Source organism: Pedobacter frigidisoli (genome assembly GCF_004331675.1).
Taxonomy (GTDB): Bacteria; Bacteroidota; Bacteroidia; order Sphingobacteriales; family Sphingobacteriaceae; genus Pedobacter; species Pedobacter frigidisoli.
In genome coordinates this window covers 123630-139581 of sequence record NZ_SJSN01000007.1, presented here as the reverse complement: position 1 = coordinate 139581, position 15952 = coordinate 123630, and the positions used below count along the sequence as shown (strand labels likewise).

9 protein-coding genes are annotated in these 15952 nt (G+C 37.7%); all 9 read right to left on the bottom strand.

Annotated elements, in window-relative coordinates:
• Positions 1-208: 208 nt before the first annotated feature.
• Positions 209-2551 carry a TonB-dependent receptor gene (locus EZ449_RS10515; RefSeq protein ID WP_131558439.1) on the bottom strand — a complete coding sequence of 781 codons (2343 nt, stop codon included), beginning with the start codon at positions 2549-2551 and terminating at the stop codon, positions 209-211.
• 73 nt (positions 2552-2624) lie between these two features.
• A complete protein-coding gene (locus EZ449_RS10510; protein ID WP_131558437.1) occupies positions 2625-4592 on the bottom strand; it encodes a c-type cytochrome in 1968 nt (655 codons plus the stop codon).
• A gap of 11 nt (positions 4593-4603) precedes the next feature.
• Entirely contained in the window at positions 4604-6013 is a 1410-nt protein-coding gene (locus EZ449_RS10505) for a 3-keto-disaccharide hydrolase (protein WP_131558435.1), read from the bottom strand.
• A gap of 86 nt (positions 6014-6099) precedes the next feature.
• Complete coding sequence (locus tag EZ449_RS10500; protein WP_131558433.1) at positions 6100-8388, bottom strand: GH92 family glycosyl hydrolase; 2289 nt, start codon at positions 8386-8388, stop codon at positions 6100-6102.
• 31 nt (positions 8389-8419) lie between these two features.
• Positions 8420-9088, bottom strand: a complete 669-nt coding sequence (locus EZ449_RS10495) for a basic secretory protein-like protein (RefSeq protein ID WP_131558431.1) — start codon at positions 9086-9088, stop codon at positions 8420-8422.
• Position 9089: 1 nt separating this feature from the next.
• Positions 9090-10064, bottom strand: a complete 975-nt coding sequence (locus EZ449_RS10490; RefSeq protein WP_131558429.1) for a basic secretory protein-like protein — start codon at positions 10062-10064, stop codon at positions 9090-9092.
• An 83-nt stretch (positions 10065-10147) separates the two neighbouring features.
• Positions 10148-11038, bottom strand: a complete 891-nt coding sequence (locus tag EZ449_RS10485) for an ROK family protein (protein ID WP_131558427.1) — start codon at positions 11036-11038, stop codon at positions 10148-10150.
• A gap of 71 nt (positions 11039-11109) precedes the next feature.
• Positions 11110-13377: a GH92 family glycosyl hydrolase gene (locus tag EZ449_RS10480; RefSeq protein WP_131558425.1), complete on the bottom strand. Its 2268-nt coding sequence runs from the start codon at positions 13375-13377 to the stop codon at positions 11110-11112.
• A 112-nt stretch (positions 13378-13489) separates the two neighbouring features.
• A complete protein-coding gene (locus EZ449_RS10475) occupies positions 13490-15934 on the bottom strand; it encodes a glutaminase family protein (RefSeq protein WP_131558423.1) in 2445 nt (814 codons plus the stop codon).
• Positions 15935-15952: the final 18 nt, after the last annotated feature.

The following is a 15952-nucleotide window of genomic DNA, read 5'->3' as shown; positions in this document are numbered from 1 at the left end:
TCTCCTACGCTCCTGCCCTTTGAAACTTCGTAAGTTGTAAGATGCAACCAACACCTGCACAAAAAAAGCAAAAAAAAATTTACTGCTCATGCAATAAATTCATTTTACAGCGTTTATGTATATGAGAGCGTTAATTTAGATGATGGGGATTCTGCAAATTGTGGAATCCCCATTTCTTTTTAGCATTTATTTTAAACGCATTTTGCTATTAAAATCTCCCAGTCAAGCTTACCCCATAAGTTTTTGGATTACCCAAGTGTGCTGCACCAAAATCGTAAGCATAATCTACATAAGTTTTGTTGGCAAGGTTTCGTCCCCAGAAAAACAAGTCGAAGTTTTTAGCTGAAAAACCAATTTTGGCATTATAGATATTGTACCCCTTTTGCTGAACTTGGTTGCTTAAATCGTAAAACTGATTTCCTGTAAATAACCATTCTCCTCTAGCAATAACATTTAATTTAGCTGCCTTGTTAATTTCATAACCATATTGCAAGGCAAACATCGAAGTGATTTCTGGCGTATAAATTTGTCTGTTTCCAGCTAAATTCACCATTTCACCATCTTTAAATAAGTTTAATGATTTGTATTTGGCATCAGTATATCCGAAGTTATAATCCACATTTAATCCTCTTATTGGTCTAGCAGAAAGCTCCAAATCAATACCCTTGCTCGTTAATTTTCCTGCATTTCGCGTAGTTGTTAAAGCATCTGGCAAAATTAAAACGGGGATTTGTGCATCAGTTACCGAAATATAAAAAGCGGCAACATTTAAACTTAAACGTTGATCGAAAAATGTGTTTTTCGAACCAATTTCGATGTTATTGCTATATTCAGGTTTGTAAGCATCCAATGGTTTTGCTGTAGGGTCAGAAGCCAATTGCGTAATTCCACCTGCTCTGTAACCTCTTGTGTAACTTGCATAAATGTTGTTGTTTTCAGCAACAGCATAAGCGAGACTAAACTTCGGAGAAATGGCATTGAAATTTGCTCGAGCTGAGGTATCGCCTTGCGTAACAATTGGATCGTACCCTGGAATTAAGTATTCACCTGACGCCAATAATTTTTTGTGTTCGTAATCGTATCTCAAGCCTGCAATTGCTGTTATCTTTTCTGTAACCTGATAAGAAAGCTGAGCGAATGCTGCCAAACCTAAACCTTTACCAGAATTGATGTTTACTGCTGTAGTGTAAGGTTCAGCTCCGTAAAATGCGCCATCAGCTCCAAAATAAGATCCTTGCTTTACAGGATTTGTTTGATAAAAACCATAAAGCCCTGCTACCCATTTAAATTTCGATTGGTTGGAAGCTGGCGAGCTGAACTTAAATTCTTGAGTGTAAACCTGCACTTTATTGTAATCCTTACCATAATCATTTACGATAGAAATGATATCAGCCGGAGAAAAATCACCATCAATGGGTTGTTTGTAATATCGATAGTTAGATTGATAAGCGGTTTGAGAGTTGAAGTTGAAATCATCACCCGAATAGTTTGCCGATAACGAAACGTTAAACAAATTATCGACCATTTCAGTTGTAGAATTTTGATTCAACTTAAAGGGGTTTGCCAAAGCTTCTTCAATCGAACTTGCTAATGGAAAGGTTCCGTTATTTCTATTTTCGTTATGTTTTACATTTAAGGTTAAATCAAATTTCGATGAAGCCAGAAACTTCAAATAATAGTTCCCTAAAAACCCATGAAGTTTATCGAACTTGGTATTGTTAAACTCATTAGTATAAAAACCATTTTGCTTGTTGTACATACCAGCGGCACCAAAAAATAATTTATCCTTAATTAAAGGAGTTCGAATGCCAATGCTGTATCGCTGCTGACCGTAATTGCCAATATCTACGCCAGCAAAACCGCTCGTTACATTTGTTGGCTGTTTTGTAATGATATTGATCACGCCACCCATTGCATTTCTGCCATATAAAGTTCCCTGCGGTCCACGTAAAACCTCAATTCGTTCTACATCAAATAACGATGAAATATAACTATCCAAACCGAATTGATTCACACCATCAATGTAAGTTGCAATCGCAGGGTCGTAAGAAGTAGTTCCAATTCCACGTATGGAAGTTACATTTCTACCATCTCCAGGGTTGCTGCTGTAAAGGTTAGGAACAATGGTTGCCAAATCTCTGGTATTCTGAATGCGGTAATCTACAATCTTAGAAGCTGAAAAAGTGCTGATACTCGCAGGAATATTCTGAACATTTTCTTCCGTCTTTTGCGCTGAAACCGTTACTTCATCTAATTTTGAATTACTCTCTGTTAATACAATATTCAGTGTTTGATTAGCCTCGACAACTTTCACAGCTGTAGCAAAACCAATCGCACTGAATTTTAAGGTTAGTTTTCCTGCAGTGGTATTCTTCAATTCGAAGTTACCATTGGCATCTGTAGTTGTGCTTAAATTAGTATTTAACGCTTGAACGGTAACATTGGCTACTGCCTCACTTTTAGAGTCTTTTACAGTTCCGGATATTTGCTGTGCATTCACTGCAAAGCAGGTTAATAAGAATATACTTACTAACAATAGGGTACGCTTCATCTTTTCTTTCTACAAATTTTAAAATAAAACGGTCGGCGTTTCCGCCAACCGTTTAAACAACTAAACTGAACTTCTATTTATTTAATGAGTTTATCCATAAGGCAATTTTGTAGGCTTCTGCTTTGGTAACTTGAGGCATTGGCGGCATTTCCGTTGCATATCCTGGCCAGTTTTGGGGCTGTGGATTATGAATCAATTGAAAAATTTTCTCTTGAGAATATTTCCGTTTTGCGATTTCTACGAAAGCCGGGCCAATTTGTTTTTTGGTTGTATTGTGGCAAGCCAAACAAGTATTCTTAGTTAACAAGCCTTCTACTTCTTTAAAGGTTGGTGCTTTCGCTGGTGCTGTTATTGCAGCTTTTGCAGCGGTCGCCGTTCCTTTAGCTTCTGGCATTTTACCAGCAGCAACTTTTGGAATTGCTGTGTTTTTTGTAGGAGCTGCCGCAACCGCTTCAGAGTTTTTAGTACTCACTTCACTCATCGACAGCTTCGCTCCATCAGGAATTTGATTCAAAGTATAATAAGCTACGGGATGAATCAGCGAATAAAAACCATCTTTTGATCTTACACCATCCAATGTTAAAGTATGGATATAATATTGGCGAAGATTAGAAACGATAATTCTGGCATTTAATCCATCAGCTGATAGCTTAACCCCAGAAATTTTCAATTTTTCGGTATTTACTGGAGGCGAACCATAAACAGGATGATATTTATAAATGAAGCTTTCTGCATTATAGGAAGCTAAATCCTCTGCAGATTTACGATCAACGGGCATGGTGAATTCAACCTCAAAACCATCAGGCATTGCCCTAACTGCTTTCATTTCGAAAGGTGTTTTATTGTTGTAAACCAATCGCTCTAAACCCTCGTTTGCATCACCAGCAGATCCCCAACCACGGTTGGTTTCTCCTACAAATAATGATCCATCAGTTCCCCATTCTAATCTTAAAACGCCAGAACGAAAACCTTTGCGAAATAAGAATGCAGCACCTTGCTCTTCGCCTTTAACGGTTTCCATAAAAATTCTGGAAATGATACTCATTCCCTGATCGCCAACCAAAATTTGACCGGCAAACGGACCAAATGTATTGGCAGGAATTTTAACAGGTTCTGAAGATGAAATTCCTAAAATACCGTATGGCAACCAAGCAAGTGGCAAACGCAATTCTGGGAAAACCTTTTTCATTTCGAATAAGGTTTTAAAAGTTTCGTTTACTCTATTTTCTGGCTTGATGTATCTTCCTTGTTCATTTTTAATCCTACGTTCATCCATTTTAGAGTAGAAAAAATCAGATTGCAATTTAACAGGAGAGTTTGGAAGATTGGTCCACCTTAAACTAGCCGGATGGCCCATAAAATCACCTTTATTTACTTTCCATAAACCTCCAGAACCAACCCAATCACCTTGGTTTTCTGTATAATAGAACTGACCATCTAATGTTCCAATTCCTGCAGGAGACCTAAAACCCGCCGCGTAAGGCATCATTTTACCATCTTCGGTAATATTCATCGCCCAACCACGCATCGGTACGCGACTTTCTGCTCGCCACCATTCTTCATCGCCAAAGGCAACATTACCAGTAACCATAAAAGTACCATCTGGCATTAATTTTGGTCCGAAGCTATATTCGTGGTAATGACCACTTAAAGGCCACGCATAAACGGTTTCGTAAACATCAGCTTTACCATCCTGATCTTTATCGATTAATTTAGTTAGCTCGCCACGTTGCGCCACGTATAGCGCTCCGTTTTTGTAGGCAATACCTAAAATTTCGTGTAAACCATAGGCAAATCTACGCCAGTATGGCTTTTGGCTTGTGGGATTTTCGACAATATAAACCTCGCCCCTACGTGTAGAAACGCCTAAATCTCCATTTGGTAAAGTGATTAAACCACCAACCTCTAAGATTGGACCTTCGGGTATGCGTACTTTATTTATTCTGAAAAAATCTTCTTCTTTCGGTGTTTCTTGCGCAAAAACTGTAGAAAAGCTAAAACTTAATGCCAGTATTGCTAATGTTTTAAATGTATTTCTCATCGTCATTCTAATTAAAACAAAATGGTATAATTTAACTTACTTCCAATTGCTACAATAATTTCTTTCTTGCCGTCAACATCTCTAATAATCGGTTTTGCAGATCCATCGGCAAGTTGCAGATAGTAAGATTTATCATCAACCAAGTATAATCCTTTCGAAACCTCTTCAATATTCGAGGCAGAGGCCAATAAAAAGTAAAGATCTTTTGAGGGTTGATCTACAGAAATTTCTCGTGTTAATCCTTGTCCGTTTTCCATAACCGTAATGGCATCAGTAACATTTGTTCCATTGACGAAATACTTAAACGCTGGGCGATCTTGTTTATCCATCACATAACCCTTAGTTTTGAAACCTGTGCCTGCAGTATCTGCAATCCATTTATCTTGATCGCTTGCCAACTTAGCGATTGCTAAAACCGGTTTTCTAGTGAAACGAGTTACACTGCCGAGCGGGCGAGAAGTTCCGTTTCCACGATCGTGCCACATGGGCGTTGCATCGATAAAACCACCATGCCAGCCTTGCAATAATGTTCCGTTATCTAAATCATAGCTGAACGCTACTTTTTCTGGTCCGCCAACTGAAATGGCATGCACAGAACGTACACCACGACCAACATCTACAAAGCTACGAATCATATTATTGCTAGCTGCATCCACATAAATCGGATCATCATCATTTCCTTGATTATTCTGGGGAATCGAAGACAACTCCTTAATTTCGATATTTTTGAAAGCCACAGAACCATGATCGCCTTGCAAACGCAATGGACCTTTTGCTTTTTCAGCACCAGCTGCACCTCTGGTTGCACCAAACAATTCTACATTTTCATGAATAGTAACTCCATTCAATTCAATGCTTACAATTTTGGCATTTTCAGTTTTTTTACCAGCGCCATCAAACTTTGGCGCTTGAAAAATGATTTTGATGTGTTGCCATAATCCTGGTGCCTTACTTGCATTTTGGCGAGGAGCTACGCCACCAAAACCTTTATCAGCTTCGGGTTTCGAATCATCCCAACGTTGATAAATACCACCATTATTAGATGATGTAGCCGTTTTTAAACCCCACGCATCATCAATTTGAATTTCATAATTACCCTGAAGATAAATACCAGAATTAGTTCCCTTTGCCGTTAGGTAATCTAACTCTACCGACACATCTCCATATTCATTGACAGTATATAAATCGGATCCAGCTTTTTTTTCTGTTGATGTATTGACAAGGATTCCCTCACCTTTCGTTGTTTTTAAAGTGTTTTCCGAGTTTAAATCAGCGAAAACATTTCCAACTATCGACCAAGAATTTGCAGGATTTTTAAATGCAGAAAGATCTTTTAGATCTAGACGCTGACCATAAGCCAGTAAGGTTCCGCCAAGCCATAAAATGCTTACGCAACCCGCCTTTAAGACGTTCATTTTCATATTTGGTTTGTTAGTTTTAACCCAGTTAAGGTTAAATATTTTAAATTTATCCATCGGACGAATAATTCATCCGATGGATAAGTATTTTATTTTTCTGTTGATAACGAATAAGGGAAATCAGCAGGATTTGATCCTCTAGTTTTATTTGGAGTAGCAGTCATGTTGAAGTTTAACACTGCACCATTCTGCAAGCCACTGTGGCTAATCCAATTTTTTGTATAAGGCTTTCCGTTTAATTGTAATGCCTGTACATAACGATTATTATCGCTATTTGCTGGTGCATTGATTACAACAGTTTTGCCGTTTTCTAAAGTTAAAGTAACTTTTTTAAATAAAGGCGCACCTAAAACATATTGATCAACAGCTGGTGTTACTGGGTAAAAGCCCATTGCTGAAAATACATACCAAGCTGAGGTTTGACCGTTATCTTCATCTCCACAATAACCATCTGGAGTTGCTTTGTACATTCTATTCATGGTTTCTCTAACCCAATATTGAGTTTTATAAGGAGCACCACCATAGTTGTACAAATAAATCATGTGTTGAATTGGCTGATTTCCATGCGCATATTGACCCATGTTTGCAATTTGCATCTCACGAATTTCGTGAATCACGCCACCATAAGCACTTTCATCAAATACTGGAGGCATAGAGAAAACCGAATCCAATTTGGTTACGAATTTCTGATGACCACCCATCATTTTAGCCAAGCCATCAACATCTTGAAAAACAGACCAAGTGTAGTGCCAGCTATTTCCCTCGGTAAAAGCACCGCCCCATTTAAATGGACTAAAAGGGCTTTGGAAAGTTCCATCTTGATTTTTACCACGCATTAAGCCAGAAGCTGGATCGAAAAGATTTTTATAATTCATTGCTCTTTTCTTGTAGACATCAATCTCCGAAGCTGGTTTACCCAAAGCTCTCCCCAATTGGTAAATGGTGAAATCATCATAAGAATATTCTAATGTTTTAGCGGCATTCTCATTTTTCTTCACATCAAAAGGAACATAACCTAACTCATTGTAATATTTAACACCATCGCGACCAACAGCTTCCATCGGACCTTCGTTGTTTGCGCCATGCTTTAAAGCTTGCCATAAAGTTTCAATGTCGTAACCACGCATACCTTTAATGTAGGCATCAGAAACTACTGAAGCCGAGTTATTACCCACCATAATGTTTGCGTAACCTGGGCTACTCCACTCTGGCAACCATCCACCTTCTTTGTAATCGTTGATTAGTCCTTGTTGCATTTCTTTGTTTATCGATGGATAAACCAAGTTTAAGAAAGGATACAAAGCTCTAAAGGTATCCCAAAAACCTGTTCCAGCAAACATATATCCAGGTTTAACTTCACCTGTGTAAGGACTCCAGTGAACAATTTGATTTTGAGCATCAACCTCATATAATTTATTTGGAAAAAACAAGGTACGGTACATGCATGAATAGAAAGTACGCATTTGATCGATCGTGCCACCCTCTACAGCAATTTTGCTTAATGTTTTGTTCCAAATAGCTCTACCTTTTGCTTTTGTAGCATCGAAACCATCGTTTGCCAATTCTCTTTTTAAATTGATATCAGCTTGTTCGAAACTGATGAAAGACGAAGCCACTTTCGCAGTTACCTGCTCGCCTTTTTGAGTAGCGAAACCAATAACAGCACCAGCATGATCAACCGTTAATTCTAAATCCTTGTTGTTTAGTTTCTTATCATCCCAAGTTTTAGCAATTTTGAAATCCTTGTTAAAATAGATTACAAAATAATTTTTAAAGTTTTTAGGAAGCGGTCCGCGGGCATATTTAGAAGTATAGCCGATAATTTTTCTTTCCGCAGGAATAATCTTGATGTATGAGCCCTTATTCTGAGCATCTACCACTACGAAAGAACTATCCGTTTTAGGGAAAGTAAATCTAAATTGTGCAGCACGTTCTGTTGGTGTAATTTCAGTCGTTACATCAGCATCAGCTAAGTAAACGCTGTAATAATATGGCTTAGAAACCTCTGCCTTATGGCTGAACCAACTTGCACGATCATCATCATTGAAAGCCATTTTACCCGTAACCGGCATAATTGAAAATGATCCGTAATCGTTCATCCAAGGAGATGGTTGGTGAGTTTGCTTAAAGCCACGAATTTTATCTGCACTATAAACGTAAGCCCATCCATCACCACTTTTTCCGGTTTGTGGCGACCACATATTCATTCCCCAAGGCAAACCTATTGCTGGGTAAGTATTTCCGTTGGATAAATCTGGTTTGGATTGCGTTCCCATTAACGGGTTTATCCAATCTACAGGATCTGTAATTTTGCCTACATTTTGTGCGAAACTGGTTGTGGCCGCAAAACTTAATAAGGCGATGAATAGTTTTTTCATTTGTTATTTATATCAGTTTATGTGTTTTCGTTTAAATTTCGGGATTAGCGATGTAATCTGCCCAAAGGCCATCCAAATCCTTACCTGTTAATTTTGCCCAAATATCTTTGGTATAAGTATGATCTTTTAGTGATTCGTTTACCGCTTTGATAGTTCCAGGTTTGACCTTTTCCATCCAGGCAAAAAATCTTGCCGTAATTCTATAACTGTTTTTATAAGTATGTTCTGGTTTTAAATCGGGTAAGGTCCAATTTGCCCCTGCATTATCAACACCAAATTTATAACGAGCATAATCTGCAATACCTTCAGTTAACCAACCAGGGCCAATACTTCTTCCATAATCCTGAACAATATGCATTACTTCATGGGTAACCACATCAATATCCTCCGGATGACTAATCATCCATGTAGAGCTGAAAGTTACCTTTCCATCGCTGGTTCCCGCTACTCCTTTATATGCGGTATCTACTGCAAAAACTACATTTTTCTCTGTCGCTGGATTATATTCTTTTGCTAATTTTGGATAAACCACAAAAAAAGTTTCAATTAAACGTTTCTTTAATTTTGGATCTAATTCGGCGAAATTATTTTCAAAAGTAAGTTTGTAACCTTTCCTTTTAATCACTTCTTGTGCTTTCAGGTTAGAAAAAGGCAAAATACCAATAGTGGCTACAATGCCAGATAGGATAATTCTTCTCATATTATTTACCGCTATAAGTTAATTCGATTTTCGGACTTCTCCCATAGTCTGCCCAAAGTTCATCGAGTGTTTTTCCAGTTAAATTCATCCAAGACTTTTCGGTGTAAGTGTGCGCCCTTAATTCTGTATCTAAAATTGAGATTAAACCTGGCTTTACATTTTTCTCTAACCAAGCAAAGAAACGAGCCGTAATGCGGTAGCTGTTGGTGTAATTCTGTTTTGTGGTATAATCTGGCAAACTCCATTTAGAGCCTATGTTATCCACTCCGTATTTATAACGAACATAATCGGCAATACCTTCAGTTAACCAAACCGGACCAGCACTATAACCATAGCCCTGAACAATATGCATGGTTTCATGTGTTACTACATCAATATCAGTTGGGTGTGCTTTCATATAATTTGCACTGAAAAGGATGCGATTTCCACTTGCTTCAGCAACAGCCTTGTAGGCTGTATCCACCACGAAAAGTACATCCTTTGTAGATGCATTATTAAAAGTTTTTACCAAAGTAGGGTAAACCTTAAAATAAGTATCAATTAAATTTTGCCTAACAGTAGCATTTAAATTGGGGTCTTTGCTGATGAATGTGAGCTTATAACCCTTGTGTTTATCTACAGAATAAGATGACCAATTTTTTGACAGGGCATTCTTTAACTCTTTTTCGATCTTACTCTCAGATTTAGATTTTATCCATTCCTCATTTACTAAAATTTCTCCAGCCTTCGCTTCTATTGTTGGTGTTGCAGTGGCCGTAAAATTAAGCGTTACCTTTCTTTTAGTGCGATAGCCATCTGCCATCGCAAAAAAAGGATATGTATTATTAAATGCCGATTTGAGTTTTTCGGCAGTTTTACCGCTTAAATCATTATCGCCTAAAATGGTTAATGAATATTCTTGATCCCTTTTTTCTTGAGCGGTTGCAGCAATTGAAATTATGGATATTAAAGCTATACTAAAAAGTTTATTTAACATGTTGATTTTTTATCGAGTGCAAAATAATTATAATATGTAAAACGATTTAGTGATTGCTAGGAAAGTTTTATAACATTTTTGTCTTATTCCTTTTCAGTACTTTGATAACTCATATCGCAGCAGCTTGCAGCACCAATTAATGCAGCATGTTCCTTTAATTCTGAAATCTTAATATCTGTATCAATTCCATTACCTTTTAATGTAGCAATAAGCTCTGGGGCAAATGCATGAAACGATTGGGCAATATTTCCACCAATAATTAACGTATCTATTTTGTGCTTATTGATGATTGGTATTAAAAATTGGGCAAGGTTATATCCAAATTCCATAAAAACCCTCACCGCCAATTGGTCAGTGTTAACAATTTCCGCCAACTCTTTAACGCCATCTAATTCCTTACCGCTTAATTGCAGGTAACGTTTAACAAACCATCTCGAAGCAAGATAATCCTCAGCAATACCATCCAAAAATTCAGAATTCCATAAATCGGCATCAATTGCTTTATAATTAAGGCAAAGAGATGAGCCCAAACCTGTTCCTAAAGTTAAGCCCAGTACATTTGCATTTCCCTTAGCGGCACCAGCAAAAACCTCACCCTGTAAAAAACCTGCCGCATCATTAATAAAATGAATATTCTCTGGCGGCATATCTAATCGTTTTGAAAGCTCTTCCTTAATGTTTATTTTATAAAGTGACTTAAATTTATCTTGATCCTTAATTAGGGAAATACCCTCCACATAATCAAATGGACCTGGCATTGCAATCCCAACATTTCGAGCGCCATTTTTAATATCCTTGAAAGCTTTCGTAATGATTTCACACCATGCCGACAAAATCACTTCCTTATTCTCCTGCGAATTTACAGGGCTACGCTTGATAGAGTCTTTTATCAACGTTCTTGATTCTAAATCTACCAATGCGGCCGTAATGTGTGAGCCACCAATATCTACACCTAATGCAACAGGCTTTTCCATTCTATATCTTTATTTCTGTTAACAATTCCTTTAATTCTGTTTTGAATCGGCCAAAAGTAGCAATTCAATATTTATTTACTAAGCGAAAACGGTTTATCTTCGGCCAATAGTCCTCTTTTTAACGAAGGTTTAACATCCATCTCTAATTTTAATACACCACCTTTAAGTAAATCACTGTGATTTATAAAATTCTGCGTGAAGATTTTTCCGTTTAGCGTTGCCGATTTAATATAAACATGAGATGCATCGTTCGCCGGTGCATCAATAATGAATTTTTTACCGTTTTCTAAGTTTATTGTTGTCTTTTTGAATACAGGACTGCCTAACACATATTCACCTGTGCCTGGAGTTACACTGTAAAAACCTAGTGCACTTAAAACATACCATGAGGATGTTTGTCCTTGATCTTCATCTCCAGGATATCCATTTTCGGTGGCATCGTATAATTTCTTCATTACCTCTCGAGCATGAAATTGAGATTTCCAAGGCTGGTTGGCATAATTGTACAAATAAACCATGTGTTGAATCGGTTGGTTGCCATGTGCATATTGCCCCATATTCCCAACTACCATTTCCGTCATTTCGTGAATCATTCCGCCATAAGTACCCACGTTTACTTTGTTGGGCTCGCTAAAAACAGAGTCTAATTTTGCGGTGAAATTATTTTCGCCACCCATTAAATTAATGAGGCCTTTGGTATCTTGAAATACCGACCAATGGTAATGCCAAGCGTTCCCTTCGGTAAAAGGTCCACCCCATTCTGTGGGATCGAACTTTGACGACCAGTTTCCTTGTGCATCTTTTCCACGCATAAAACGGGTACCTGCATCGTAAACATTTTTGTAGTTATACATCGGTTTTTCAAAAACCTCCATATAATGTTTGTTACCAACCATCTTAGCTAGTTGGTAAGCACAATAGTCATCATAAGCGTATTCAAGGGTTTTTGCGGTGGCTTCTCTATATCTTGGATATGGAACGTAGCCCAATTCATTATATTCCTTAACACCATCTCTACCATTTGCTGGTCCCCACGGACCTTTGTTCATGGCTTCGTGATAGTATGCATCTAAAGCTTTTTGAGGATCGAAAGTTCTAATTCCTTTTGCCCAGGCATCTGCCAATAAAGAAATGGCATGGTTACCAATCATACTGCCCGCTTCACTTGGAAACGACCAGGAAGGCAACCAACCGCATTGCTCGTAAGCATTGAGCATGGCCTGCATATAACGACCGTGCATTTCTGGCTGAACCAACGAATTAAGTGGGAATTGAGCACGAAAAGTATCCCAAAAACCGGTATCGGTAAACATATATCCATCGTGAACCTTACCATCATAAGGACTGAAATAGTATGGTTTTCCCTCAGCATTTAATTCATAGAACTTTCTAGAAAACAAACTCGCCCTAAAAAAACACGAATAAAAAGTTTCCATATCAGCTTTTGAGCCGCCTTCCACTTCTACTTTTCCTAAAGATTTATTCCAAACCGCAGCAGCCTTGGCTTTTGTATCTTCTAATGTTTTATCAGCTCCCAATTCTCTTTTTAAATTGAGTTCTGCCTGATCTAAACTGATGTAAGATGAAGCCGTTTTAACCTGAACCTTAGCTCCATTCTCAAATTGAATGAAAGCCCCTTTTCCTAAACCTTCGGCTGATGTAGAATCGGCAGAAACGGTATTCCTTTTATTTTCCCAAGTTCCATAAGATTTAATTGGCTGATCGAACTGAACTATAAAATAGCTCTTCCAACCTCTTTTAAAACCCTCGCCATTATTTACCCAACCTGTAATTTTATTTTCTTTTGGATGAATTTGTACGCCACTCAAACGCGTATATCCATCTAAAACCAAAAAGCTTCTTTCACCTTTTGGATAAGTAAAACGCAAATGTGCACCACGCTCCGATGGCGAAATCTCTGTGGTAATATTGTTCTCAAACTTTACTTTATAATAGTTTGGTTTTGCAATTTCATTTTTATGGCTAAATTTTGTCTCTCGTTTATTTTCATCAACAACCAATTCATCAACCATTGGCATAAACGAAAATACAGCGTAATCTCTTGTCCACGAGCTACATTGGTGCGCTTGTTGAAATCCACGAATTTTATCCTTAAAGTATTGGTATTTCCAGCCATCTCCATTTCTACCTGTTTGAGGTGTCCAAGTATGCATACCGAAAGGTAAAGCGGTTGTTGGGTACGTATTCCCCCGAGTAAGTTCGTGCTTGGAATTGGTTCCCTGCAGCGTGTTCACGAAGTTAACCCAATCTTTTTGCTGTGCCACTAACCCTTTGGCAGCAAGGCAAAATAGAACGGATGCAATTAATTTAATTTTCATTTGTGTGTGTTTGTGTTTATTCAACTTGGTTGATGTAACCTATTCATCAATCCAATTTTCTTTAAAATCAATGCCTACTCACATAAGTAGATGATGTAAGTAGGCCTGATTTTTATTTTATCCCCCATTTATCGGCAAGCATTTTGATGTAATAACCACCAACAACACTTCTCGCTTGGAATCCTGTCATTTTACCATTTGTAGTTTCGTGCCAATCGCTTAAGGGAACCTTACTTTCCGTTTCAGTAGCAAAGCGATAAACTGGATGAACAAATTTTTCGAAGTCAGCATTATTATCGGCCAAAGTTGCGGTCCACATAATCCAATCAGACTTAGTATAAGTTTTACGGCTATCTAATGGCAAGCCGAAATCTTTTTGCTTTGTTAAATAAAAGTTGATTTCCTTTTTGTAAACCGCAGCGGGAAAAAGATCGAGCTGTAATAATTTATCCCACACCAAGTTATATTTTTGGCTCCAGGTATTTTTATCGTTAAAAGTTATTGCATAGTGGTCACCATCATCAGCTAACTTCATCCAATTTTGGGCCATCAATTTTGCTGCATCTCTATATTTTGTTGCTACATCAGTTTTACCTAAAAGTTGCGCCATTTGTGCATAGCCGCCTAAAGCTACAATAGCCTTAACCGATAAATTGGAGTTTCTAGCCAAGTGACCAGCAAAATCATCAGTACATAATTGATTGGCAGGATCAAAACCCTCTTTTAATAAATAGTTTGCCCAGATAGACAGTACATCCCAATGTTTTGCAGCGTACTTGGTGTTGCCCTCTGCCTTGGTAATTGCTGCTGTTAAAATAACCATATTTCCAGCTTCCTCAACAGGCATATCTTCGCCGTAGGTTTGTCCGTTTGCTAACGGATAAGTACCTAAATCGTGAGCGGCGAAAGGTTTTTTCCATTTTCCACTTTCAGAATAATAAAAAATTCCGTTCATCATTCCCTTTAATAATTCAGGGCTATAAATTAAATATTGAGGCGCCGATGGATAAGTGATATCAACCGTATTTATTGAACCATTGCTGAAATTTTCTTTTGATAAGAAAAGGATATCTCCATTTGGCGCATAAACAATTTTATGCGCTGCAATGCTTTGTCTGTAGGCCAGTTTGCATAAATCTGCATATTCTTTTCCGCCTGCTTTAAGTGCATCTGCATAAAGCTTAGCATCGAAAGTTGCACATTTTATTTTCAAACCTGCGTAATCATTATTGGCCTGAATAAGCTGATCTTCAAAATTTTGAGAACCCGATTGTTTCCAAACCGGAGATAACTGCTCCTTGAAATATTCAACCGACTTTAGATCATCATAACCAACCATTACAAATTTTTCAACGCTTGTTGCGCTTACCGAACCAAATGGAATAACTGTACTTAAATCGATTGTTTTGGTATTTAAAATTTGTTTTTCTGATGAGTAAGTTGATTTAATAAAGCTGTTTAAATTAGCATCTTGCTCACCTAGAAACTGCTTTGCATTAAATTTTTCTGGAACGGCGATATACATGTAACCCCAATCGATACGAACATCATCACCACGCTTTTTCAATATAGGCTGCTCTACGGTTCCTGCTTTTAAGATAGATAAAGTACCCGATTTTGTAGCCCAGGCAGAAACTGGCTGACCGGGAGAATTTACCGCAATGTTTGATGAAGCACCTAAGTAAACATCAACTTTGTGTGCTTTTGAATTTGTAGATTTAACAGCATAGCTGATGTAACTAATTGGGCGAGCCGTCAACTTGATATCATTTAATAAAAGTGGAGAGGTAAAACTCACTTGCAAATCTACATCGCCACATTTAAAAGTATATTTTGTTGTTGTGGCCTGAACGGATACATTGGTTTGTTTTGCCACTACAATAGGAAAATCAATCGCAGCTTCTTCTACAATACCAGCATCTAAATGTCTGCCCCCCGCAGTATTTTTTACGTGAATAGCCAATACATTTTCTCCTGATTTTAAAATACCATCGGCAATTGGCAAATAAATATAATCAGAAACGTAACCGTTTTTCCTGTAGATCATTTTCCCGTTGAGGTAAACGATTACATTATCATCATGATTAAGTTTTAAAACTTTCTTAGCGGCAGAAAGATCGGAGATGGTAAATTTTCTGCGGAAATAAAGATCATCACTGTTCCATTTAGTTTTTGCATTTTGATCATCTCCAAAAGGTGCTTCGGCTTTTTTCCAATCAGAATCATTAAATGTTGGGGCTTCCCAACCATCTGCTGGCTTATCAAACGAATAGCTTGCTTGGTAGCGTGATTGATCTGTCGCAGGAAGAATTTGTTTGTATTTTTTGGTCTCTTTCCCTAAGAAACGGTAGAATTTATCATCAACCTTGATAACACCCAATAGTGATTGTTCTTTGCCTGTCCAGTGCTTAGTAACCGATTCATTTAACCCATCGCCAAAAGACCAAATGCTAAAATAAGCGTCGTGTGTAATTAAAGGATAAGCTGGTGCTTTATCTTGGGCTTTTGAAGTAGAAATAAAAAAAAGGCATAATGCTAGTAAGGAAAGTTTTCTCATAATCAATATTTGGTTTCA